The organism is Marivirga sericea (genome assembly GCF_900177665.1).
Classification (GTDB): Bacteria; Bacteroidota; Bacteroidia; order Cytophagales; family Cyclobacteriaceae; genus Marivirga; species Marivirga sericea.
Window position 1 is genome coordinate 155,572 of record NZ_FXAW01000002.1, and the last position, 25,681, is coordinate 181,252.

General features: G+C 35.7%; 21 protein-coding genes and 1 tRNA gene. 15 read left to right on the forward strand and 7 right to left on the reverse strand.

The features are described 5' to 3' along the window. A complete protein-coding gene (locus B9Y84_RS05880; protein WP_085516174.1) occupies positions 1–1,242 on the reverse strand; it encodes a parallel beta-helix domain-containing protein in 1,242 nt (413 codons plus the stop codon). 83 nt (positions 1,243–1,325) lie between these two features. Here B9Y84_RS05880 and B9Y84_RS05885 point away from each other — a divergent pair, with 83 nt between their 5' ends. Both B9Y84_RS05885 and B9Y84_RS05890 read left to right on the forward strand, forming a co-directional pair. After that, a complete protein-coding gene (locus B9Y84_RS05885) occupies positions 1,326–1,757 on the forward strand; it encodes a VOC family protein (protein WP_085516175.1) in 432 nt (143 codons plus the stop codon). A 14-nt stretch (positions 1,758–1,771) separates the two neighbouring features. Next, entirely contained in the window at positions 1,772–2,476 is a 705-nt protein-coding gene (locus tag B9Y84_RS05890) for a membrane or secreted protein (protein ID WP_085516176.1), read from the forward strand. A 40-nt stretch (positions 2,477–2,516) separates the two neighbouring features. Here B9Y84_RS05890 and B9Y84_RS05895 read toward each other — a convergent pair. The 3 genes from B9Y84_RS05895 to B9Y84_RS05905 form a co-directional block, all read right to left on the reverse strand. Next, a tRNA-Arg gene (locus tag B9Y84_RS05895) sits at positions 2,517–2,588 on the reverse strand. Positions 2,589–2,621: 33 nt separating this feature from the next. Next, the gene (gene hflX, locus B9Y84_RS05900; protein ID WP_085516177.1) at positions 2,622–3,800 is read right to left on the reverse strand and encodes a GTPase HflX; all 1,179 of its coding nucleotides are present in this window, start codon (positions 3,798–3,800) and stop codon (positions 2,622–2,624) included. A gap of 3 nt (positions 3,801–3,803) precedes the next feature. Further along, positions 3,804–4,532: a c-type cytochrome gene (locus B9Y84_RS05905; RefSeq protein ID WP_085516178.1), complete on the reverse strand. Its 729-nt coding sequence runs from the start codon at positions 4,530–4,532 to the stop codon at positions 3,804–3,806. Positions 4,533–4,737: 205 nt separating this feature from the next. On the opposite strand from B9Y84_RS05905, the gene B9Y84_RS05910 reads away from it, so the two are divergent. The 9 genes from B9Y84_RS05910 to B9Y84_RS05950 all read left to right on the forward strand — a co-directional run bounded on the left by B9Y84_RS05910 (position 4,738) and on the right by B9Y84_RS05950 (position 14,403). After that, positions 4,738–5,892: a glycosyltransferase family 4 protein gene (locus tag B9Y84_RS05910; RefSeq protein ID WP_085516179.1), complete on the forward strand. Its 1,155-nt coding sequence runs from the start codon at positions 4,738–4,740 to the stop codon at positions 5,890–5,892. 116 nt (positions 5,893–6,008) lie between these two features. Then, entirely contained in the window at positions 6,009–6,773 is a 765-nt protein-coding gene (locus B9Y84_RS05915) for a polysaccharide biosynthesis/export family protein (RefSeq protein ID WP_139827979.1), read from the forward strand. A 2-nt stretch (positions 6,774–6,775) separates the two neighbouring features. After that, positions 6,776–9,148: a GumC family protein gene (locus B9Y84_RS05920; protein ID WP_085516181.1), complete on the forward strand. Its 2,373-nt coding sequence runs from the start codon at positions 6,776–6,778 to the stop codon at positions 9,146–9,148. 4 nt (positions 9,149–9,152) lie between these two features. Further along, complete coding sequence (locus tag B9Y84_RS05925) at positions 9,153–10,136, forward strand: NAD-dependent epimerase/dehydratase family protein (RefSeq protein ID WP_085516182.1); 984 nt, start codon at positions 9,153–9,155, stop codon at positions 10,134–10,136. A 165-nt stretch (positions 10,137–10,301) separates the two neighbouring features. Further along, positions 10,302–11,711: a tetratricopeptide repeat protein gene (locus tag B9Y84_RS05930; RefSeq protein ID WP_085516183.1), complete on the forward strand. Its 1,410-nt coding sequence runs from the start codon at positions 10,302–10,304 to the stop codon at positions 11,709–11,711. 3 nt (positions 11,712–11,714) lie between these two features. Further along, a complete protein-coding gene (locus B9Y84_RS05935) occupies positions 11,715–12,488 on the forward strand; it encodes a phosphosulfolactate synthase (protein ID WP_085516184.1) in 774 nt (257 codons plus the stop codon). A gap of 13 nt (positions 12,489–12,501) precedes the next feature. After that, positions 12,502–13,449: a polyprenyl-phosphate transporter gene (locus B9Y84_RS05940; RefSeq protein WP_085516185.1), complete on the forward strand. Its 948-nt coding sequence runs from the start codon at positions 12,502–12,504 to the stop codon at positions 13,447–13,449. After that, positions 13,446–14,180 (forward strand): shikimate dehydrogenase family protein, encoded by a 735-nt coding sequence (locus B9Y84_RS05945; RefSeq protein ID WP_085516186.1) that lies wholly within the window; start codon positions 13,446–13,448, stop codon positions 14,178–14,180. The genes B9Y84_RS05940 and B9Y84_RS05945 overlap by 4 nt, the downstream gene beginning before the upstream one ends. Before the next feature lie 4 nt (positions 14,181–14,184). Next, entirely contained in the window at positions 14,185–14,403 is a 219-nt protein-coding gene (locus B9Y84_RS05950; protein WP_085516187.1) for a hypothetical protein, read from the forward strand. 15 nt (positions 14,404–14,418) lie between these two features. Here B9Y84_RS05950 and B9Y84_RS05955 read toward each other — a convergent pair whose 3' ends face one another. Next, positions 14,419–14,943: a hypothetical protein gene (locus B9Y84_RS05955; RefSeq protein WP_085516188.1), complete on the reverse strand. Its 525-nt coding sequence runs from the start codon at positions 14,941–14,943 to the stop codon at positions 14,419–14,421. 242 nt (positions 14,944–15,185) lie between these two features. Between B9Y84_RS05955 and B9Y84_RS05960 the strand changes: the two genes are divergently transcribed. Beyond that, positions 15,186–17,630, forward strand: a complete 2,445-nt coding sequence (locus tag B9Y84_RS05960) for a zinc-dependent metalloprotease (protein ID WP_085516189.1) — start codon at positions 15,186–15,188, stop codon at positions 17,628–17,630. Between the two features lie 110 nt (positions 17,631–17,740). Here the strand turns inward: B9Y84_RS05960 and recG are convergent, their stop codons facing one another. Both recG and gldD read right to left on the reverse strand, forming a co-directional pair. Then, positions 17,741–19,834 carry an ATP-dependent DNA helicase RecG gene (gene recG / locus B9Y84_RS05965; protein ID WP_085516190.1) on the reverse strand — a complete coding sequence of 698 codons (2,094 nt, stop codon included), beginning with the start codon at positions 19,832–19,834 and terminating at the stop codon, positions 17,741–17,743. After that, entirely contained in the window at positions 19,818–20,384 is a 567-nt protein-coding gene (gene gldD / locus B9Y84_RS05970) for a gliding motility lipoprotein GldD (RefSeq protein WP_449405524.1), read from the reverse strand. The genes recG and gldD overlap by 17 nt, the downstream gene beginning before the upstream one ends. Positions 20,385–20,606: 222 nt before the next feature. On the opposite strand from gldD, the gene B9Y84_RS05975 reads away from it, so the two are divergent. The 3 genes from B9Y84_RS05975 (at position 20,607) to B9Y84_RS05985 (ending at position 25,633) form a co-directional block, all read left to right on the forward strand. Continuing rightward, a complete protein-coding gene (locus tag B9Y84_RS05975; RefSeq protein ID WP_085516192.1) occupies positions 20,607–22,019 on the forward strand; it encodes an aldehyde dehydrogenase family protein in 1,413 nt (470 codons plus the stop codon). 114 nt (positions 22,020–22,133) lie between these two features. Beyond that, positions 22,134–24,305: a bifunctional alpha,alpha-trehalose-phosphate synthase (UDP-forming)/trehalose-phosphatase gene (locus B9Y84_RS05980; RefSeq protein WP_085516193.1), complete on the forward strand. Its 2,172-nt coding sequence runs from the start codon at positions 22,134–22,136 to the stop codon at positions 24,303–24,305. A 137-nt stretch (positions 24,306–24,442) separates the two neighbouring features. Then, complete coding sequence (locus B9Y84_RS05985) at positions 24,443–25,633, forward strand: GlmU family protein (protein WP_085516194.1); 1,191 nt, start codon at positions 24,443–24,445, stop codon at positions 25,631–25,633. Positions 25,634–25,681 lie beyond the last annotated feature (48 nt).

A 25,681-nucleotide genomic window follows, 5' to 3' on the forward strand; every position in this document is an offset into this window, starting at 1 on the left:
TTAATCACAAACAAATTCATCTAAGTTTTCATTCATATTCTCTAAATCGTTGGGTGCATCCAAGTTCACAAAATGCACATCCTTTTGGTCAATGCATAGAACATCTTTTGGCGTTTTACCTTCCGCTATAAATCCATCGAAGATGATATCCGGAGGATTGAAAGGGTAAGTATAGTTGAATAGCAATCCAAAATCATGTTGAAAAGTAGCAAACCACTTATTGTTTTTGATCACATTGCTATGAATGCTGATTTGCCATGGAAAAGGATTGTAGTTTTCATCTAAATCATAATTACTATTGACTCTCTGAGCAGATCCTGCCTGCTCTTCATTGGCCTCTTCCGTTTCTTCCTCACTTATTGCAGCGACTAGTTCATAACTGATAATAGCTACTCCTGCGGAGCGATTATCTATTATTTCATTTTCGTAAATATCGACATTACGAGTGGCTAAGATCATTATTCCTGTGCCCGGGGGGACAACACCAACTATATTGCCTTCAGGGGCAAAATTCCTGTAATTGTTTTCGCGAACCTCATTATTATAAACTTTGATATTTTCTCCGTACTGTGTCAGTCCAGGTAAATCAAAAACCAAGATTCCACCTGTATTATTAATTGCTTTATTTCTATAGATTTCTACAAAATTGGAATTTTCGCTTTCAATACCTGCTACGTTTTGATAGGCTTCATTATTTCGGATAATCACCGAATCAGATTGACCAACATAAATGCCTGCATCCGAAGAACCGATGGCAATGCAATTCTCGATCAGCACATTTTTACAAAGCACCGGGTAAAGTGCGTAAGCACCATTCTTCTCACTTACTTTACCAGTCCATTGAGCCTTCACTTTTCTAAAAGTGATGCCGTCTGTATCGGTCACTTTAATATTATCTCCTGCAGCATCCTCAACAGTGAACCCTTCCAATAAAATATTATTACAATCTGCTATTTTCAAACCTTCGGCTCCCTCCTGTTGATTTTTAAAGGACAAAACAGTCTTATCTATTCCAGCACCTTTGAATACAATATTGGATTTTTCATCCAACAATAAGCTTTTGGTAAATTTGAAGTAGCCTTCTGGTATATTGATGGTATCTCCGTCATTTGCCATAATCAAAGCCGTTTGCAAATCTTTTTCGATGTTTTGCCAATTGGCATTACTTCTGTCTGCCACCTCAGATTCGAAGTTACAAGCTGCTAAAAGCAGAATAGGTAAAAAGTAAATTAGTCGTTGCATATCAAAAAATTTCCATCAATATACTAAATCTTGCGGATAGTGTATAAACTTTCTAAATTGAGCAGATATTTTAATGCAAAAACATGAAAAATCTAATTTTTAGCGCAATTCTGATATTCACTTTTCATTTGTCTCAAGCACAGGTTAAATTAAACCACATAGCAGTTTATGTGGAAGATTTGGCTGACAGTAAATCCTTCTATTCGGACATTATTGGACTCGAAGAAATTGAAGAGCCATTTAAAGATGGCTTGCACATCTGGTATAAACTAGGCAGTTCACAATTGCACCTGATTGAAGGAGAATGGGAAGAACCCACCATCAATAAAAACAACCATTTGTGTTTTAGCATAGAAGACATGGAGGGTTTTATAGAAAATTTAAAAGCTGAAAAAGTGCCTTTTGAAAATTGGCCTGGTGAAAGTGGGAAAATTACTAATAGAGTAGATGGAGTTCAACAAATCTACTTTCAAGACCCTAATGGTTATTGGGTGGAAGTAAATGATGACTATTAAAAAACTATACAATTATGAAAACTTTAATTTTAGGAATAAGCGTTTTTTTATTAACCGCCTTTAGCTATCAAAAATCGAATATTTTAAGGGGAGGTTGGGAGACTAAAACAGATGAAGGACTGATTGGGCAATGGATAATGGCCGAAAACCATTTTGCCGTTACCTTTTATAACGGTAATGAATTTAAATACACTTATGGAGGAAATTGGAATCTCACCGATAATAATCAAATCCAACTTCATTACGAATTTCATTCTGATGACAAAGACAAAGTAGGTCAAACAGCAAAGTTGGATTACGCTTTAAAAGGGAAGAAGCTTGAAATTGGAGGTCGAACTTGGAAAAGAACAGATAACAATAAACCAGGAGATTTGGCAGGTGCTTGGGTTATTACCGGAAGAGAACGTAACGGAGAAATGAATACCATGACTCCAGGAGCCCGCAAAACTATGAAAATCTTATCTGGCACTTATTTTCAATGGATAGCTTACAATAGTGAAACAGGGGACTTTATGGGGACAGGTGGTGGAAACTACACCACCAAAGATGGTCAATACACGGAAATCATTAAATTCTTTTCCAGAGATAGCAGCAGAGTAGGTGCTGAGCTAGTTTTTAGTTATGAATTGAAAGATGGCGAATGGCACCACAGCGGGAAAAGCAGTAAAGGTGATCCTATTTATGAGATATGGAGTGACAGGGTTGATTTGGGGATTTAACATCAACAAGAATATAAACAAAGTGCGCACATCTGTATAGTGACCCCGGCAGGAATCGAACCTGCATCTAAAGTTTAGGAAACTCCAATTCTATCCATTGAACTACGGGGTCATTTACTAGCTATCAATAAAAAACAAAGCTATATCAGTAATAAGTGTTTTTCAAATAATTAGGAAAGATTGTGAAATGTTTAGCTTCTACCAATTTTCTTAATTTGGCTTTAAGCTCTTCAATATTATCCTTATTGGTAGCCGAAATGAAAACTACATCATTTTGCTCTTTATTCCAATAAGTGTTTTTCAAGTTTTTAATTTTCTCATCTACACTTAATTCTTCTTCATCTTCTAATAGATCCACTTTATTGAAAACCAATAGGGTCGGCTTATCGCTTGCATCTATATCTGTTAAGGTTTGATTCACTACACTAATATGATCTTCCAGAGTTTGGTGACTGACATCCACCACATGAATCAATATATCGGCCTCTCTTATTTCATCTAAAGTAGATTTAAAAGATTCGATCAAGTGGGTAGGTAATTTTCGTATAAAACCTACCGTATCGGATAAAAGAAAAGGGATATCCTCAAAATTGACTTTACGAACAGTAGAATCTACAGTAGCAAATAATTTATTCTCAGCCAAAATATCTGATTTTGAAAGACGAGTCATCAAAGTGGATTTCCCGACATTGGTATAGCCTACTATAGCTACTCTCACAATTTTACCACGAGACTTCCTTTGCGTCCTGCTTTGCTTTTCAATTTTTGTAAGCTTTTCCTTTAACTTGGTGATGGTATTTCGGATCATCCTTTTATCAGTCTCAATCTCTTTTTCACCAGCACCACCACGTGTTGCGGTTCCACCTCGTTGTCTTTCTAAGTGTGTCCACATTCTAGTTAATCGTGGCAATAAATATTGATTTCTAGCTAATTCCACCTGAGTTTTGGCCTGAGCAGTTTGCGCACGACTTAAGAAAATATCTAAGATCAGTAAACTTCTATCGTAAATTTTAACATCCAACTCTTTCTCTAAATTCCTAAGTTGTGAAGGTGTTAAATCATCATCAAAAACGACCCAATCTGCATTTTCAGCTTTAACATAAGCGCTAATTTCCTCTAATTTACCTTTACCTATAAAACTTCTAACATCAGGCTTTTCCAGTCTTTGAGTAAATCTTTTTATAGTTTTCGCACCTAAAGTAGAGGTCAAAAAAGCCAATTCATCTAAATATTCATTGACTTTTACCTCGTTTTGATTTTGAGTAATGATAGCCACTAAAACGGCTCTCTTCTCATTATTTTCTTCTGCAGAATTATTTTGCATATTTTATTTTAATTCTTCCAAATAAAGGGCCACAGCTTCTATCTCTGTTTCTGAAAGTTCATTTTCATAAGCAGGCATAACTCCCTTTCCTTTCTTTATCCACGCTACTCTTTCTGAAAGGTTTAATTTGCTTTGAGTTAAATCAGGTGATTTGAATAAACCTTTTTTGCCATCCTTACCATGACATTTTTTACATTCAGCCAAATAAACTTCTTTTCCGGTTTTCAATAAATCAGCAGTACTCCCTTCAATCACTACCTGTTCAGCACCCTGAACTGGATTATTATCAGAATCAGCCACTGATTGATTTTTTGAGAAGGTAAGACTTCCAGCTTCAGAGGCGCCATAAATGTAAAAGGTTAACAATAATGCGATAATAGCCATAGCTTTGTTTTCTTTTTTAAAAGCAATAATTCCAATCGGAATTATGATCAATACTAGAACCAATTTTACCCACAAATAAGTAGGGGCGTCAGATCCATATAAAGACAATAAGTATCCGCCAGTTGCGAGCATTAACACGCCCAATATTGGATCAACCATTTTAAGTTTAGTCTTAACTTTGGTAAGTAGTTCTTTTTTATTGACCACCAATAAAACGGTTTTGAATAATAAAAATAGTAAAAATAAAGTAACCACTAATACGTGGGAGTGCAGCATTCCGATTTCCATAACTAATTGTTTTTTGTACAAAAATAATAAAGGCAATGGGAAATATTTCATATTGTCCATTATATTTGAATTTTATAGGTATTTCGAAGTAAATTAAATTAAACTAGTCCTTATTAAACTAATTCCCATCGAAATTTCCCCACCAAAAAGAACCATAAGTTTTATTATTTGTAGATTTGTTATCACAATAAGATATGAGAATACATTTTATTCATCTTTGAATGGGATCCTATTTTATTGTTTTTGAAAAAACAGTTAGAAAAACATGAAGGTTGCTATTACTTTAAATACTTCTTGGAACATCTATAACTTTAGGATGTCACTTATTCAGGCTTTGATAAAAGATGGCCATGAAGTAGTGGCTATTGCTCCTCATGATGAATTTACTGTAAAACTTATTGAAGCAGGATGTGATTTTGAAGATGTGACTATGGATAGCAGAGGTGCTAGTCCTATTCGTGATACAGGGCTGACTTTTGAATTGTATAATATTTATAGTAGGGTCAGGCCGGATGTTATTTTGCATTACACAATTAAACCTAATATCTACGGAACCTTAGCAGCTGCTATATTAGGCATCCCTGTAATTAACAATGTGAGTGGTTTGGGTACTATTTTTCTAAATGAGGATTGGATTTCAAAAATAGCCTTAAGCCTCTATAGATTTTCTTTTAGATTTCCGAAAAAAGTATTTTTCCAGAACCAAGAAGATTACCAGCTCTTCATGGATAAAAACTTAATTCAACGAAATATTTGCGAGGTAATTCCAGGGTCAGGTATCGATTTGGATCAATTTACTCCCCAACCTTTCAGAGAAAAAAAAGAGGGGGAAGCTTTTGAGTTCTTAATGATTTCCAGATTGATTATTGATAAAGGGATTCGTGAATATGTTGCTGCTGCTGCTATTTTGCAGGAAAGAGGAATGAATGCAAAATTTAATTTATTAGGTAAGTTGGATGAATTACATTCTAGAGGGATTTCTTCCGAAGAATTGAATGACTGGATAAAAGAAGGGTACATCAACTATTTAGGGAGTACAGACGATGTCCGTCCATTTATCAATAAAGTTGATTGCGTGGTTTTACCAAGCTATAGGGAAGGAACACCAAGAACATTGTTGGAAGCCGCTGCAAGCGCCAAGCCAATAGTGGCATCAAATGTTCCTGGGTGCAATAATATTGTAGATCACAGATTGAATGGTATTCTTTGCAAGGTTAAGGATGAAGATGATCTAGCTTTGAAAATGAAGGAGATGTATTATATGGCTCCAGATTTACGAAAAGAAATGGGTCTGAGAGGTAGAGAAATCGTTGAAAGGAGATTTGATCATAATCTAGTAATTGAAAGATATTTAAAAGCTATTGATCAAAACGGTAACTTAAAACCGAAATTCAAGCCCGTTTACGTAAATAATTCGTAAGCATTTCCAATAAACTATGGTCTTTTGCTTAATTGGTTATATTTTTACAAGTAGTGAATAAAGCTATCAAAAATTTCTACCTATATTCTATTATTTTTCTTGCCCTTGCAATCACCATGAGTAGTTGTAAAGTGTACAGGCAGAATATTATTCTTCAAACAGAATCAGATATTAATTCCGATAATTTTAAAGAAGAAGTATCGAAGATTGAAGGGGCTTATAAAATTCAGTCAGGGGATAAGCTGAATATAGAAGTTTATACGAATAAAGGGGAAAGAGTACTTGATCCTAACCTAGAGCTCAATGCTATTACAGGTGGAGGCGGACCTGGTGGTGGTCAATTTATGCCGGATAAAGAATTTGAAGTACTGCCCAACGGAACCTCCATTTTACCCCTTTTAGGAGAAACCAAAGTTGCAGGCTACTCCATTGCAGGTTTGCAGGATATGTTGAAAGAACAATATTCAGAGTACTACATCCAACCTTACATTCGGGTTCGTCATTTAAACAGAAGAGTAGTAGTTTTGGGAGCCTTGGGTGGTCAGGTTATTCCACTTGAAAACGAGAAAATGACTGTTTTAGAGGTTTTGGCATTGTCAGGTGGCTTAAATAGAGACTCTAAGGGTAGGAACATTCGCTTAATCAGAGGGCCGTTGGATGAGCCCTCGGTACAAGTGATCAACTTGGCCACAATTGAAGGAATGCAAAAGGCTAATCTGCAGGTTTTGCCCAATGATATTATTTATGTAGAACCAATCCGCAGAATATTTAATGAATCGATTAGGGACGCTGCACCTATCATAGGCATAGTATCAAATTTAATTACTGTATATATCGTGATTGACAATATCAGAAGAAGTAATTCTGATGATAACCAATAAGCATGAGCAATCAGCAAACACGATATCAAAGAAATCTTGAGGGGAATAATTCCCACAGGCCTCAAAACCAAGAAACTGAAGTAGTTGATTTTTTTAAGTTAAAAACCATTCTTAAAAAGAATTTACCTTGGGCCATATTGTTAATTATTATTGCTGTTTTTGTTGCTTTTCTTTATGTGAGATATACGAACGTTAAGTTTCAATCATATGCAGAATTGAAGCTAAATAAAAGAAGCGAGGCTAGCGTTTTTGGCTTTAATCCGTTAAGTGAAGAAAGTTCTAACTTGAATACACTTTCTGGTGAGGTCGAATTAATTCGATCAAAGCTTTTCTTAAAACAAGTGATAAATAAACTGCCCTTAGATGTTACTTATCATGTAATAGGACGGTTTAAAGATGATGAGCGCTACAGATTCACTCCTTTTACAGTTAGCTATGATAAATCTTGTGCTGCCTATGGAGAGAAATTCTTTGTAGACATAATCGATAAAACAAATTTTAAAATCTCAACTAATCAAGATGGAGAAGAATGGGTGTCACAGAAATTTGGACAAGAATTTATAGTTGACGGATGTAAGTATAAATTAGAAATTACTCCACATTTCTTTAATACTGAGAGCTTGACTTTTACTATTTCTACTCCGGAAAGCTTAATGAGCTATGTGGAATCAAATCTTTCAGTAGCTCCTGAAAATCTAAATGCCAATACCATAAAGATTACTTTTGAAGATTATAATCCTTACAAAGTCCAGGAAATTGTAGAAACAGTGAGTGAACTCTACACTGAATACAGTAAAGAGCAGAAGAATAAAGCAAATCAACTTAAGATTCAGTTTTTGAATAAGCAGTTGAAGCAAACTGAAAGTGAGCTTGCGAATTACGAGACTTATATCGAGGATTTTACGATAGAGAATAAAACGATTAATCCTTCGGATGATGTAAGCAGGTTAATAGCTGAAATGGTTAAAATGGATTCTATTCTTTACGGCATTAATTATCAGCTTGGAGAGATAGAAAATATTCAAAAGCAGCTTGAAAAAGATACTCTCAGCTTTGATAAAATAAATTATTTAGTACTTCCTTCCAATATGCAACCTCTGTTTGAGGAATTTTCTGAACTCAAAGAAGAGTATCAATTGTCTAAAACACGTTACAAGAAAGAAAGTCAAGTTTTACTTCAAAGAAAAATAGAGATCAATGTTTTAAAGGATCGAATTAATAATTATTTGAGCAGTAAAGTAAGTATTCTTAAAGATAGAAAAGTAACTGCCTTAGCTCGAAAGCGAAAAATCGAAAGTAATTTTAATCAGTTGCCAGCCAAAACAAATGAGCTAAATCAAAAAATGAGATTTTATTCTTTGTATGAGGAGCTCTATTTATCTCTGATGCAAAAGAAAACAGAATTTGAGATAGCTCAGGCAGGAACATTATCTGAAGTGGACATCTTAACGCCCGCTAATTTGCCGAAAAATCCAATTGGTCCCTCGACTAATCTGATATACATAGGCTCTTTTGCAGTTGGCTTTATATTAAGTTTCATATTCATAAGTTTCAGGTATCTACTTTATGATGAAATAAATAGTATTCATGAGCTAGAAAGATTAACTACTATCCCAATTATTGCAAAAATTAGTCGCCTGAGCAGGTATGTTGCTAAGAAAAGCGGTGTGATTGTTTCCGAAAAGCCAAGATCTCAGATAAGTGAAGCATTCCGGACTCTAAGAACAAGCTTGGACTTCATTGGAATTAAAGAGGGTAAGAAAGTGCTTTCTATAAGCTCTACCACTAGTGGCGAAGGGAAAACCTTTGTTTCTGTGAATCTAGCAGCTATACTGGCGATGTCTAATAAGAAAGTGATTATCCTTGATTTAGATATGAGAAAGCCAAGAGCCCAATACGCTTTTAATTTGGATCAAAATGAAATGGGTGTTAGCTCCATTTTAAGTGGGGGTATTCACTGGAAAGAATGTATCAATAATACAAAAACTGAAAATTTACATTTTATTCCTTCAGGTATTATTCCGCCTAATCCGGCCGAATTATTGGAAGGCGAGTACTTTGATCATCTGTTAAAAGAATTGAAGGAGGAATACGATATCATATTGCTAGATACTCCACCAATAGGGTTAGTCTCTGACGGAATTATTGCCTTAAAAAAGGCCGATCATTCTTTGTTCGTTGTAAGAGCAGACTATTCAAAAAGATCATTTATAGATGATTTACATAGAAGTTTGAATTTGAACAAAATTCAGAATATTTCCATCATATTTAACGCTGTTAGAAAGGAAAACAAAGGCTATGGTTACTATCAAGATTATTATAATGATAATAACAGCAAATCTATTTCTACGCTAAAAAGACTCTTCAATATTTGATTTGATGCATATTAAAACGGTTCTAGTTACTGGAGCTACAGGTCTTTTAGGAACGCAGATTTTACAAACGTTAATTGCCCAGCACTTTAAAATTTATGCCACTAAAAGAGTTCATTCCAAAATTCCTTTTGATTCGGGAGGTATAAACTGGGTGGAGATAAGCTCAGCTGAAGATAATATAGTGGAGGTTGTTCCTGAAACACTGGACTATGTAATCCATGCTGGAGCTTTAGTTTCCTATAAAAAATCTGATAAGGAGAAAATTTTCAATGTCAACACAGTTTGGACTACCAAACTAGCGGAAGATGCCCTGGAAGCAGGAGTAAAGAAATTTATTTTTATTAGCAGTATATCTGCTTTAGGTAAAAAATCATTAGATAGATTTATTGATGAAAGCACTCCCAAATCACATGATGAATTTCTGACCAACTATGGGAAAAGCAAAAGGAAAGCGGAAGAGATGCTTTGGGAAATGTCGAGCAAGGGCTTGCCGATTGTGATTTTTAATCCTTCCGTTATCCTTGGACCAGCAACTCGGTACCAAAGTAGTGCACAACTATTTGGGTATGTGGGTGACCAAAAACCCTTTTACACAAAAGGATTAATCAATTATATTGACGTGAGGGATGTGGCAGAAATAGTTGTGAGGAGTTTAGAGAATAAAATCCAAAATGAGCAGTTTATTTTAAATAGCGGAAGTACTAGTTATCGTGAATTTTTCGCTGCTATTGCCAAAGAGCTTCAGAAAAAGCCTCCTTCGATTGAAGTTCCAAAATTCATGGTAATGTTAGGAGCGGTAATCGAAAATGTAATAAGCAAATGCAGTAGAAATCCCGCTACGCTCACAATGGAAACCGCAAAAATGGCAGGAAACAGGTATACTTACGTAGCTGCAAAGGCAAATTCAGCTTTCAATCACTCCTACAAAACATTGGAACAATCAATTGAATGGACGGTGAGCGAAATGAAGAAAACAAGTGAATTATAAACTTTAAAAATTAATTCAACGTTCCTTGATTTTTACCTTTTAATAGGTAAATTTAATTAACACAATGTACTAAGGTTTAAGAGTAGTTGCGCCAATGTTCTTAAGCACGACCGGAGGCCATCAAATTTATTTAACTTAGTAGGGCAAACCACTTATTCAGTATTTATGAGCGAATTTTTCAGAAACAGGAAAGACGAAGAAAAAGAGTTGATTAAGAAATTCGAGAATCATATCCAGGGCAGAGATTTCCACTTTTTTGATGTGGAGGAATTGGAAAAAGTGGTTGAATTGTACTTAGATAATGACAAATTCATGAAGGCTCTTAAAGCCAGTGAATTTTCAGTTGAGCAATTCCCGTTTTCAGTTGAGCTTTTGATTCTTAACGCGCACGTTTTAGCCAGTAATAATAAATATGACAGTGCTCTTCAAATATTAGATAGAGCCGAAAATATTCAGCCTAATGATGTTGATTTATTATTAACGAAAGCAAATGTGCTCACCATTTCAAATCGAAACAAAGAAGCAATAGAGTGCTTAGAAAAAGCTTTGACCTTTGCAGAAGATAAAGACGAAGTGCTTTTCCAAATGGGGATGGCTTACCAACAATTGGGTAATTATGAAGAAGCCATTAAAAACTACAAAGCAGTTTTAGAAGAAAACATTGACCACGAAAGTGCGATTTATGAATTGGCTTACTGTCTAGATGTTACAGATCAATTAGAAGGAAGCATTGCGTATTATGAAAAATTTATTGATGCTGATCCATATTCCTACCATGCTTGGTATAATTTAGGAGTGGTGCTCCACAAGCTAGGGAAATATGAAAAAGCGATAGAGGCTTATGAATATGCTGTTGCAATTGATGAGAATTTCGCTTCCGCTTATTTTAATATGGGAAATACATTTTCTGCCTTAGAAAAGAACAATAAATCTTTAGATGCCTTTTCTCAGACTTTAAGAATTGAAGGTCCCAGTGCTGAGGTGTTTTGCCGAATGGCAGAAACTTATGATAAATTAGATCAAGCAGATTTAGCAGTAAAGTATTTTCAAAAAGCTGTAAAATTTGATTCGCTTTATGATGAGGCTTATTTTGGGATGTCGCTTTGCCTTATCCAGCAAGAAAAATGGATAGAAGCAGTGCACTTTTCCAAAAAAGCAATAAAAATTAATAAACATGAATCAAAGTATTGGCAAGCTTTGGCCAATTCCGAATATCAATTAGGGAATCATAATGCAGCTATCGATGCCTACGAAGAAGCAGTAGCGCTTGACCCTGAAGAAGTTAGCTTGTTTTTGGACTGGTCATTTATATACTATGAATCAGGCGATTTAGAAGTAGCCATCAATATTATAAAGGAGGGGATGGAAGATAATCCTGATGCTGCAGAGCTTTATTATCGAATGACGGCTTACTTAATTGAATACGGTAAATACAAAGAAGCCTTTATCTTTCTGGAAAATGCATTAGTTTTGGACTTTGAAATGCATACAGTGCTTTATGAATTCTTTCCAAGAGTGGAAACACAGAAGGCATTGTTTAAAATTGTAGACCAATTCAGAAAAGATAACCAGTAAAACATGAACTACGAATTAAAAGACATCCCTGAAAGACCAGCCAAACCGAGAGATGTAGGATTCACCATGGTAATGGACAAAGGACTTAGCCTTAGAGAGGTGGAGGACTTTATCGATAGCAACGGTGAGTACACTGATATAGTAAAATTAGGATGGGCGACATCCTATGTGACAACTAATTTAAAAGATAAATTAGCACTTTACAGAGAAGCAGGAATTCCTACATACTTTGGAGGAACCTTATTTGAGGCTTTTGTAATCCGCGATCAGTTCGAGGACTACCGAAAGCTTTTAGATAAGTATGATATGCCATTTGCTGAAGTTTCGGACGGCTCTATTGAGTTACCACATGATTTGAAATGTGAATACATAAGCAAACTTTCTGATCAAGTGACTGTACTTTCGGAGGTGGGTTCAAAAGATGCAGAGAAGATTATCCCTCCATACCAGTGGATAGAGCTTATGCAAACAGAACTAGATGCTGGAGCCTGGAAAGTAATAGGAGAATCAAGAGAAGCAGGTAATGTGGGGTTATTCCGTGCCAGTGGGGAAGTTCGTTCGGGTTTGGTACAGGAAATCTTAACCAAAATCCCTTTTGAAAAAATCATTTGGGAAGCACCACAAAAAGCTCAACAGGTTTATTTTATCAAATTAGTAGGCGCTAATGTAAATCTTGGGAATATTGCTCCGAATGAAGTAATTCCTTTGGAAACTATTCGTTTGGGTTTAAGAGGAGATACATTTCACCATTTTTTAAATAATAAGGATTTACTTTAAAATCAGATAATTAGTGCGTTCAATTAAAGAGTATTTTGCACTGCTATTAAAAGGTATAGCAATGGGGAGTGCCGATGTAGTGCCAGGGGTTTCAGGTGGTACCATCGCATTTATTACAGGAATTTATGATGAATTGCTGAATAGCATCAAATTAGTTGATGCGACCGCCTTTAGATTATTATTCAAATTCAAGCTTAAAGAATTCTGGAGCCATATCAATGGCTCCTTTCTTTTAACTCTTGTTCTAGGGATAGGAATTAGCGTACTGAGTTTAGCTAAGCTCATAAGTTTTCTTTTAACTACATATCCTGTATTGGTTTGGTCATTTTTCTTTGGTTTAATCATTATTTCGGCTGTTTTAGTGGCAAGAGATATAGAACATAAAGATTGGAAAGCGGTATTGGCAGGTCTGGCAGGTATTTTTATTGCATATTTTATAACATCAGCTTCTCCTGCTCAAACTCCAGAAGCTTGGTGGTTTGTCCTGATCTCGGGTGCTATAGCAATTTGTGCTATGATTTTACCAGGGATTTCGGGCGCCTTTATCCTTTTAATCTTAGGGAAATATAAATACATTATTGAAGCAGTTGAAACAGTAGACTTTGGAACATTAGCCATATTCGCAGTAGGTTGCTTAATCGGATTATTAAGTTTTGCAAGATTGATTTCTTGGTTTCTGAGGAATTATCAATCCATCACAGTTGCAGTATTAGCAGGCTTTATGGTTGGTTCACTCAATAAAGTTTGGCCTTGGAAAGTGGTGGATAGCTTCAGAATTAACAGCGATGGGGAACAGGTGCCCTTATTTGACCATAATGTTTTACCGCAAGAATTTCTAAGTGAAACTGGGCAAGACCCCCAATTAATGCAAGCTATTATGATGGCTAGTTTAGGTATTTTTATTGTAGTAGCCATTGAAAAAATTGCAGCGGTGCTTAATGTAAAGAAAGAAAGTAAATGAAAACATACGGTTTAATCGGTTATCCGCTTGAGCATTCTTTTTCCGCTAAATATTTTGCGGAAAAATTTGAAAAGGAAAATATTCCAGATTGCGAATACCGATTATTTCCACTTGAAAAAATTGGGGCGTTTGAAGAATTAAAAGAAAAGAATATTGAGGGGCTAAACGTTACAATCCCGTACAAAGAACAAATCATTCCTTTTTTAGATGAATTAGATGAGCATGCTCAAACTATTGGTGCAGTCAATGTGATTCAATTTAAGGCTGGAAAAACCAAAGGTTACAATTCAGATTACTTTGGTTTTAAAGAGTCACTTTTAAACTTCTTGCCAAAAAATTTTAATTCAAAAGCGCTGATCTTAGGAACCGGCGGAGCTTCCAAAGCCATTAAACAAGTTTTAATGGATTTATCGATCTCGTACAGAGTCGTTTCAAGAAAGGAAGGTTTTGGATTTACTTATGAGGAACTAAATTCCCAACGGGAAATTCTTCAAGAATATCATTTGCTCATTAATTCAACTCCATTAGGTACCTTTCCTAAAGTGGAGGAAAAGCCAGAGATACCTTATGAAGCCTTAGGCCAAAATCACTATTTATACGATTTGGTGTATAATCCTTCAGAAACGGCTTTCCTGAAAGCAGGGAAAAAGCAAGAAGCCAAGACTCTCAACGGATTGGAAATGCTGATAGGTCAGGCAGAGAAGTCTTGGGAGATATGGACTAAAAATTAAGACAATGAACGGCAAAGAATACCTAAACAAAAAATTTAGCTATATTAAAAAGCTAAGTATAATAGTTATTGTAAGTAACCTAGTATATTTTTACTTCAAATTTGCGATTTCTGAACCGGTTATTGATATTGAAACGATTTATATCTTTTCACTGGGAATCAATGTGCTTTGTGCAAGTTTTGTTTTAAATCATGTGAAGGATTTGATTAAATCTGTGAAATAAAGAAAAGCAAAAGTCTTATTGCATACCTAACAATTCAACACACAGCTGATTTGGGCCAGGGTATAATTCAATGAAGATCGAATCAGTAGTTATATTTTGGTTCTCTGCATATAACTTTAATTCTTCTAGCATATCTTCAGGAGTGGGCATCGCTAAAACGTTGGCCTCAATACATCCTCTTATCGAGGAGCTTCTTTTAAAAGTCTTGATTTCCCAATTTTTAGGCATCTGGTGAATGGGTTCATCACCTACTATTACGCCTATGAAGTTTTGTACTGCTCCTGTTTTTTGATGAGCTTCACCATAATATACTATTGCAATTGAGGATGCAGTTTCTTCTGACTCTACTAAATCTTTAGACTGCATAAATAATGTTTGCAAACTGTCAGAGCCCACTTTACCTAGATAATTTGTCCCAGCGATGTGGATTAAAGGATTCATCTCCACAGATTTTTCAATAGATTTAAAACCACCTAAAATGGCGTAAATAATGAGTGAAAGTACAATGATGGGTATTAGAATTAGTAGTGCCTTTTTCATATTTGGTTATTTCACATTTGAGACTCAAAATTAACATAATTCTAGTTGAAGATTGAGAAGTATTCCACTATTCTAGACGAAAATTTGTAATTGATATAAGTAGGGTATACTTATTTAGTAGATAAAATCATTTAGTATTATCCTTTAATGGTTCTCATTTTTCCACTCATGGAAAAGAATGGATAATTTTAAACTTAATAATCCTGTATTGTTAGATTAGCAGGAAATTAAATGTACATACAATGAAAAAAATAATACTAAGTCTTGCTTTGATGGGGTTTATTGGGCTTTCTGCTCAAGAAAGCCATGCCCAATTATTTGGTAAAAAGAAGAAGGACGAGAAAAAAGAGAAGAGTAGCTCCGATACAAGCTATAAAGGGTACTCGAAAGTAATCACCTCAAAAGCAGAATCTGATGAGGGCTTGTTTACTTTTCATAAAGTGGACGATAAGTACTATTTTGAAATTCCTGAAGATCTATTGGAAAGAGAAATTTTGATTGTATCAAGAATATCTGGACATGTTAAGGGATTGAATTTTGGTGGAGCTGGAATGAAATCACGACCACAGCAGGTGATCAGATTCCAAAAGAAAGATAATCAATTATTATTGCGTTCTGTTTCTTATAATTCAGTAGCGGATGAAGAGGATCCTATTTACGAGTCTGTTAAGAACAATAACTTTGAGCCAATAATCCATACTTTTAAGATTGAAGCTTTGGGTAAAGACTCCGCTTCTTATGTGATCGATGTAGAGGACTTTTTTACATCAGATGTTCCGATGATTGGTGCTTTATATGACTATCAAAGAAAAGCATTTAAGATTTCTACTGTAGACAAAAGTAGATCTGTAATTGTTCGTGGAAAAGCATTTCCAGAGAATGTTGAAATCAGACATATCTTAACATATAAAGGCAGTGAAATACCTGATAATCAGTTAACAGGAGCACTATCAATTGAAATGAATCAATCGATGATATTACTTCCTGAAGATCCAATTGTTCCCAGAAATTATGATGATAGAGTAGGATACTTTTCAATTCGCCAATTAGATTATTCTAAAGATTCCCATAAAGCTGATGATAATCGTTTCATCACTAGATGGAGATTAGAACCTTCAGATTGGGAAGCATATAATAAAGGGGAATTGGTAGAACCAGTGAAGCCAATTGAATATTATATTGATCCTGCTACCCCTCTAGAATGGAGAAAATTTATCAAAAAAGGAATTGAAGATTGGCAACCTGCTTTTGAAGCGGCTGGTTTTAAAAATGCTATTGTAGCGAAAGATGCCCCCACTAAGGAAGAAGATCCAGATTGGAGCCCTGAAGATGTGCGTTACTCAGTAATAAGATATATAGCAACTGACATCCAAAATGCTCAAGGCCCACATGTGCACGATCCTAGAACAGGTGAGATACTTGAAAGTGATATTTTATGGTATCATAATGTGATGAACCTTTTAAGAAACTGGTATTTCATCCAAACGGCTGCAGTTAATCCAGAAGCTCAAAAAGTGAAATTTGAAGAAGAATTAATGGGCGAATTAATCAGATTCGTAGCCGCACATGAAGTAGGACATACTTTAGGATTACCTCATAATATGGGTTCAAGTGTTGCCTACCCAATCGATTCATTGCGTTCTGCTGAATTCATGAAAACACATGGTGTAGCTCCTTCAATTATGGATTATGCACGTTTCAATTATGTTGCTCAACCTGAGGATAATGTTGAAAACTTCTTTCCTATGGTAGGCGAATACGATAAGTGGGCTATTGAATACGGCTATAGAGCCATTCCGAACATAGATACAGCTGAAGAAGAAGAGTCCATACTGAATGGATGGATTTTAGAAAAGGCAGATGAGCCTGTGTATAGATATGGTCGTCAGCAGCGAGGTGTTGTTGATCATACTGCTCAAACAGAAGATATAGGTGATGATTCAATGATTGCTTCTGCATTAGGGATCAAGAATTTAAAAAGAATTGCGGAAAGGCTAATAGAATGGAGTTCTGAGGAGGGAGAAAATTACGATGAACTAGCTGAATTATACGGGAATGTATTAGGTCAATACAATCGTTATATGGGCCATGTTACAGGTAATGTTGGAGGAATCAGTGAATATTACAAAACCTCTGATCAAGAAGGAGCTATTTATACACACGCTTCTTTAGATAAGCAAAAAAGAGCGATTGCGTTTTTAAATGAACAATTATTCGAAACCCCAGAATGGTTAATTGACACTGAAATTTTAGGTAGAATTCAATCTGCTGGTATCATTGACAGAATCAAAGCTTTACAAACCAGAACACTGAGTAGTTTGTTTAGCGGTTCTAGAGTGAAAAGAGTTTTAGAAAACGAAGCATTGAATGGCAATGATGCTTACAAAGCGACTCAAATGATGAGTGATTTGCGGACAGGAATTTTCTCTGAACTGAGAACTGGCAGAACTATTGACACTTATAGAAGAAACTTACAAAAAGCTTTTGTTGAGCAATTAGGTGCTTTAGTTAACATTGAAGATGAGGATATTCGTACAACTGATATTCCTTCCCTTTCAAGAGGAAACTTGGTAACTTTAAGAACGGAAATCAACAGAGGCTTAGCAAGACAAAGTGACCAGATGTCTCGTTTCCACTTACAAGATTTAGTGAGTAGAATTGATCAAATTTTAGACCCAAGAGGATAAGTTTTAATTTAGTGTACTCTTCAAAGCCTTTCGGAAGAAATTTCGAAAGGCTTTTTTGTTAATACTTTCTTAGTTTAGAGACAGTCTGCGAGATTCTACTTCAAAATTTACTAAGAAATTCTGCTCCAATTCACATTTTTCTTTTTCTGTTGTTCTACCTGAATTTTGATGAGTCTATTTTCTTCTAAAGTTAATTCTGGATCTTTTGACATGACGGATTGAGCACTTTGTCTGGCAATAGAAAGAATGGGCTCATCTTCTCGCAAATCACCTATCATTAAATCAAGTTGCCCACTTTGTTGAGTTCCCATCATATCACCGGGTCCTCTCAAATCCATATCTACCTGCGCAATTTCAAACCCATCGGTTGTGCGAACCATGGTCTCAATTCTAGTTCGTGCCTCTTTACTTAATTTGTAACTTGAGACCAAAACGCAATAGGATTGTTCGGCTCCTCTACCTACTCTTCCTCTTAACTGATGTAATTGGGCAAGGCCGAATCTTTCAGCATTCTCAATCACCATAACAGAAGCATTCGGAACATTGACCCCAACTTCAATCACAGTGGTTGCTACCATTATTTTCGTTTCTCCCTTGACAAATCTTGCCATTTCAAAATCCTTATCAGCAGCTTTCATTTTCCCATGCACTATGCTAATGGGGAATTCAGGAAAGGCTCGTGCTATGCTTTCATAGCCATCCATTAAGTCCTTTAAATCTAGCTTTTCGGATTCTTCAATTAAGGGATAAACTACATAGACCTGTCTTCCCTTTTCGATTTCCTTCCTTAGAAAGCCATTTAATTTCAATCGATTTGCATCATACTGATGAATCGTTTTAATCGCTTTCCTTCCTGCAGGTAACTCGTCAATCACTGAAATATCCAGATCTCCATAAACTGACATGGATAAAGTTCTGGGAATTGGAGTAGCTGTCATGATCAACACATGTGGCACAAAATTTTCATTTTTCTTCCAAAGTCTAGCCCGCTGTGCCACTCCATATCGGTGCTGTTCGTCTACAATGGCCAGTCCTAAATTTTGAAATTGAACCACTTCTTCTAAAAGCGCATGTGTGCCAACTAGAATCTTCAGTTCACCTGACTTTAATTCTTCATGGATAATTCTTCTAGCTTTTGTTTTGGTTGAACCGGTCAACAAAGCTATACTCACCCCAATTTTGTCTGCAAATTCTTTTAGGCCATCATAATGTTGGTTAGCCAATATTTGGGTAGGTGCCATCAAAGCTACTTGTGTACCGCTATCAATTGCAATAAGAGAGGAGATAAACGCTACTATTGTTTTTCCGCTGCCCACATCACCTTGCAAAAGCCGGTTCATTTGCTTTCCACTCTTGAAATCCGCAAATACTTCTTTTATCACTTTTTTCTGCGCTCCGGTTAAATCGAAAGGAAGATGTGCTTCATAGAATTGAGTTAATAAATCTGTTTTTTGAAGAACTTGTCCTCTGAACTTTTCCAGTCTTACTTTCTTTTGTAAGAGTAGGCGTAGTTGCATAAAAAAGAACTCATCAAATTTCATTCTGAAACGAGCTTTTTGCAGTAATTGCTGGTTTTTCGGCACATGAATTTGAGCTACGGCATCTTTTTTTGATAGAAATGCATATTGCTTGATGAGGTGTTCCGGAAGTGTTTCTGGTATTCTGTTATAGGCTTCCTTTAAAAGAATTTTCTGAAGCTTGAAAAAAGCTTTACTGTCCAGAAATTTTCTCCTAAGAGTTTCCGTAGTGGAATAAACAGGTTGAAGAAATTCTTGCTGAGCCATGGCAGGAGTTAGAGGCTCTATTTCGGGGTGTGCTATGCTAAATTTACTACCATAGCGATTGGGTTGGCCAAAAACCACATAATTAATGCCTGTTTTTAATTTTGGGCTTATCCAATTAATACCACTAAACCATACGAGTTCCATTGTACCGCTATCATCTGCAAATTGTACAGTTAATCGTTGTTTTCTTCCAACCCCTACTAACTGTTTAGAAATGATTTGTCCTTTTATTTGAACATTGGACATTTGCTGATGAAGTTCACGAACTTTATAAAATTTGGTGCGATCTTCGTATCGGAAAGGGTAATGCTGTAATAAATCAGCATAAGTGAATATACCTAATTCTTTATTGAGAAGACTAGCTTTCTGCGGTCCAACTCCTTTAAGAAATTCTATTGGGGTTTTAAAGAATGAAGCCATCCGTTTTCCACTCAAGCGTATTTAAACTGTGGATAATATCTTTCTTAACGTACTCGATAACCGGTGCTAAGGAATCATTTGCTGTGGCCGTTCTGAAGTAAAGCGCTCCTCTTAAGAAATGAGTGGTTGAGTCGGTAGTGTAAAACTGAAACTGACTCGGCACATCACCTTCCAATTCTGCAATGGAAACTTTCTTACCGCTTGGAGTTAATAAAATAGTTTCTTGTATTGAACTTGCCTTAATTTGATGTTTTGTAGTCAATTTATAAGCGTCATCTATATTGGCTCTTAGTGAATCACGGTTATTTCTCAAAGGTTTGTACGTAATATGCACTTCAGCAACAAATTCTGGGTAAAACAAGGCAAACCAATATCTTTCTCTTATATAGGAAGAATCAGGTAGAATTTTTGCGTGCACGGAATGTTCAAAACTAAAGGGGAAAGAATCAGGTAATACTTGATATTGGTGAGCAGGTAAGTCAATCCTGTTATATCCGTTAGGTTTAGGATAATAATCTGACTCGCAAGCCATCACTAAGATTGAAACCATAATAAATAGTCCTGAAATTTTGAGAAAATTCATATTACAAAGTTAAGAGCTTAAGTTAATGAAGCTTTCAGAATTAAAAAAAGTTTTCAAGATGTTGTAAATTGGATTTTGATTTGAGTCAATTAAACTTCTTTACCGTATATTGATTTATAAACCAGAAGTGCTCAGTAAATGAGTCAGTAGTTGAAATATGGAGTACGTAATTGTAGATAGTGAATTATTATGATTAATAGCTTAAAGATAGAAAATACCCCTATAAATACACAGAAAGCGATTTTTAAAGCGCAAAGGGATTTTTTCGATAGCCAGAAAACAAAAGATTATCAGTTTAGAAAAGCTCAATTACAAAAGCTTAAGTCCTTAATAAAAGACAAGGAGGAAAAAATAATGGAGGCCTTAGCTAAAGATTTTGGAAAGCCTCCATTTGAAAGTTATGTAACTGAGATTGGATTTTTATATGATGAGATTAATTTCACTTTGAAGAATCTTAAAAAATGGATGAATCCGAAAAAAGTAGGGACTTCTTTTGTTCATTTTCCGTCAAAAAGTAAAATTATTTATGAGCCTAAGGGAGTCACATTAATTATAGGCCCATGGAATTATCCATTTCAATTACTTTTAGCTCCGGTGATCGCGGCTATTTCAGCTGGAAATACTTGTATAATAAAACCCCCGGAAGAAACGCCAAATATTTCTCATTTAGTGCAGGACTTAATTAGTAAAAATTTTGCTGAGGAATTTTTAGCAGTCGTGATGGGGGAAGGTAGAGTTGTAGTGCCAGAGTTAATGGAAAATAATCAATTTGATCATGTTTTCTTCACAGGAAGTGTGCCAGTGGGGAAAATAATTGCGCAATTAGCCGCTCCGAAATTGGTGCCTGTCACTTTAGAGTTAGGTGGTAAATCCCCCGCAGTTATTGATGAGAAAACCAATCTGACAGTAGCAGCCAGAAGAGTTTCTTTTGGAAAACTAATCAATTCAGGTCAAACTTGCGTAGCCCCTGACTACTTATTGGTACATGAAAATATAAAAGAGGATTTCTTAGATGAGCTAAGAGCCACCATAATGGAGTTTTATGGAATTTCTCCAACCGAAAGCAATGATTTAACCCAAATTGTGAATCAAAAAAGGTATGATATTTTAAAATCATATTTAAAAGAAGGTAAGATTGTTTTTGGTGGTGCATTTGATGATGAGAAAAGAAAAATTGAACCGACTCTCATTGAAGGCATTACTGAAAATGATAAATTATTTAGGGAAGAGATATTTGGGCCGATCTTGCCAATTTTCAGTTACAAAACAAATGATGAAGCATTGGCAATAATTAGAAAAAACCCTGATCCATTAGCATTTTATCTTTTCACTTCTCAATCTTCGACTGAAAACTTCTTTCTAGAGAGAGTCCGGTTTGGAGGAGGAGCTATTAATAATACAATAGTGCACTTAGCAAACCCGGAATTACCCTTCGGAGGAGTAGGAAGTAGTGGCAGTGGAAACTATCACGGAAAATCTGGCTTTTTGACTTTTTCTCATGAAAAATCAGTGCTTAAATCAGGAACTTGGTTTGATTTACGCAAAAAATATCCTCCTTTTGATAAAAATAGCATGAAAGTCATAAAATTCTTAATGAAGTAAATTGCAAGCAGTCACAAATTATATCAAGATTTTGAGGATTTCACTAAAATCATTTTCTATTCTTTTATGATTTATATGTCATATCGTTTAAATTGAGTGTCAAACTATTAAACAATGGCAAAAACTATCATAGTATCGAATCGACTTCCGATCAGAATTGAAAAAGTAGATGGGAAAAAAGTATACAAAACTAGTGAAGGAGGTTTAGCCACCGGCTTAGGTTCCATTTACAAGGAAGGGAACAATATTTGGATCGGCTGGCCGGGTATTTCCTTGACTCAGGAGGAAGAAGAGGAAGTTGAAAAAGAGTTGATAGACCGCAACATGCGCCCTGTTTTTTTAACGGAACATGATGTAGAGGAATTTTATTTGGGCTTTAGTAATCAAACCCTTTGGCCTGCTTTTCACTATTTTATTCATCATATGCGATTTAAAGATGAAGAGTGGGAAGCCTATTATAATGCCAATCGTAAATTTGCGGATGCTATTTCGAAATGGTTAGAGCCGGATGATATCATATGGGTTCATGATTATCAATTAATGTTGGTTCCTAATATGTTAAGAAAACAATTCCCTAATGTAACAATTGGATTTTTTCAACATATTCCTTTTCCTTCTTATGAGGTTTTTAGAATGATTCCTTGGAGGAAAAAATTGTTGAATGGCGTTCTAGGAGCAGATTATATTGGATTTCATACCTATGATGACATGAGACATTTCTTAAGTAGTTGCCATCGATTGGCAGGTTATAGCTATGAAAGAAATCAAATTCTAGTTAAGAATCGATTGGTTGAAGCTGATTCCCTTCCAATGGGAATTGATTATGATAAATATTTAGAGTCAGCTACCAGTCAGTTAGCCAAAGCAAAGGAGATTTCATATCGAGATTCTCTAGGAAAACAGGAATTAATTTTGTCAATGGATAGGCTCGATTATTCTAAAGGGATTCCTGGTAGACTAAAAGCATTTAGCAGATTTCTTGAAAAATATCCCGAGTATCAAGGAAGGGTCTCCTTGTTCCTTATTGTAGTGCCCTCTCGAGATCAAGTGGCAAGTTACAAAGCACTTAAAGAAAAGGTGGAATTTTTGGTAGGCCATGTGAATGGTAAATATGGTACTATAAATTATGTGCCTGTTCATTTCTACTACAGAAGTTTTCCTTTGGATGATTTATCGGCTTTCTATCGCATGTGTAAAATCGCTATGATAACACCAAAGCGAGATGGGATGAATTTGGTATGTAAAGAGTTTATTGCCAGTCGTGAAAATGAAGATGGTGTATTAATCTTAAGTGAAATGGCAGGTGCCTCTAAAGAGCTTTCTGATGCTATCTTGGTTAATCCAAATGATGAAAATGAGATGGTAGAGGCCATCAAAAGAGCTTTGGAAATGCCCTTGGCAGAGCAAAAGCGAAGGATGAAAATAATGCAGGGTACTGTTAAGAAATATACCATCTTCCAATGGGTAGATTTGTTTATGAATAACCTAAAAGATCTTAAAGAAAGACAGCAGTCTATGGCCACAAAAAGACTTGATGATGATTTAAAAGCTTCAATAACTAAGCAGTTTAAGAAAGCAAAGAATCCTATTATATTTTTAGACTATGATGGCACACTAATGCCATTTCATGAAAACCCTGATGAATGTGATCCAGATGCAGAGCTATCACAAATTCTTCATCAGTTAGCTGTAAAAGCCAAATTAGTTGTTATAAGTGGTCGGAAAGCAGCTACTCTAGAGGAGTGGTTAGATGAGTTCAATATTGATTTAATAGCTGAACACGGCATTAAAACTAAAAGAGCCGGAGCCAAATGGGAAGTGAACGGAGATTTGCAAGATGATGGCTGGAAAAAGGAGGCCAGAGACATATTAGAGTTTTATATTCAAAGAACTCCAGGATCCTTCTTAGAAGAAAAGGAACATACCTTGGTTTGGCATTATAGAAAAGTGGAAAAAGGTCTGGGTGATTTGCGGTCGAGTGAATTATCAAGTCACTTGAAGCACTTCATGACTAACAAAGGGCTAGATGTAATCGAAGGAGATCATGTCGTAGAAGTAAAGCCATCCGTCATTAATAAGGGAAAAGCTGCTATTGAAAGATTGAAAGGTGAGAAAACTGATTTTATCATGGCTTTTGGGGATGACAGAACGGATGAGGATACTTTTGAAGCATTACCTAAAGATGCTTTGACCGTAAAAGTTGGAAGTGGATTTTCATATGCAAAATTTGCGGTAGAGAATAATGAGGAAGTTAGAGCTTTGTTACAGGATTTTGTGAATGAGTAGTAATTCAACGTTTTAATTTCTAAAGTGGAAGTGCGTAAATGAAGGAATTTATGCAGTATCTACTTTTTAGAAGAGTTGGAGATTGAATTTCCCGTATTAATTGACTGATATTTCAGTGAAGCTTGTAATTTTGCAGTATGAACTATTTGCTCATAGAACAAGCCGATTTTAGAAATCAACTTAAACCTTTCACTTTCACTCGCCCTATTGCGGAGATTCGCGTGGGAATTTTAACCATCAGGGAGAAGTGGGAAAAGTATCTAGAAACTGAATTGTCACATATAGCATCTCCTCAACTGAGTGCTAAATATCCTGCAAAAAAAGAAGAAAGGAATATATTAATTAATAGTTCAGTGTGCCCAAATCCTGAACTAGCTAAAGCAATTCAATTGGGTGCAAGCTTGAAAAAAGATGGTGTTTTAATTTCATCGGCTGTAACAGAGGAAGAAATAGGATTTTTTGACCCCATGCAGAAATTGGAAGAAGCTGCTGAATATGATGGTGACATCACCATGATCACGCAGAGCTGGCACATCTTTCAGAAAAATGCAGCAGAGATCAGAAGTGATTTTGAATTGATCACTTCAGGGAGAAATTCGCAGCATGTCAACGACCCACACACTTCAGTTTATGGAGAGCAAAATATTTTTATTGAAGAAGGGGCCTCAATTAAAGCTTCCATTTTGAATGCAGAGAACGGACCTATCTATATTGGTAAAAATGCCCAAGTTCATGAAGGAGCCATCATCAAAGGCCCTTTTGCTATGTTAGACAATTCTCATGTAAATATGGGAGCTAAGATTAAGGGTGATTCTACCATTGGTCCATTTTGTAAAGTAGGTGGCGAAGTGAGTAATTCTGTTTTCTTTGGCTATTCAAGCAAAGGTCATGACGGTTTTATTGGGAATTCTGTAGTAGGAGAATGGTGTAATTTGGGAGCGGACACCAATACTTCCAATTTGAAAAATAACTATGCCAATGTTAAGCTTTGGGATTATGCCAAAGGAGGATTTAAAGACACAGGCTTGCAATTCTGTGGACTAATGATGGGAGATCATTCCAAATGTGGAATCAACACCATGTTTAATACAGGAACTGTAGTGGGTGTTAGTGCTAATGTTTTCGGAAGCGGATTTCCAAGAAATTTCATTCCGTCCTTTTCCTGGGGAGGGGCTGCAGGATTTAGCACTTTCCAATTGAAAAAAGCTTTTGATGTAGCGGATAAAGTGATGCAAAGAAGAGATAAAGCATTGGATGAAGTGGAACAAAAACTCTTGACTGAGCATTTTGAGGAAAGCAAAGCAGATAGGATTTGGGAGAAAAATTAAATAGTGATTAAAGATCAGACCTAACTGGTCCTGCATAAACATTTAAAA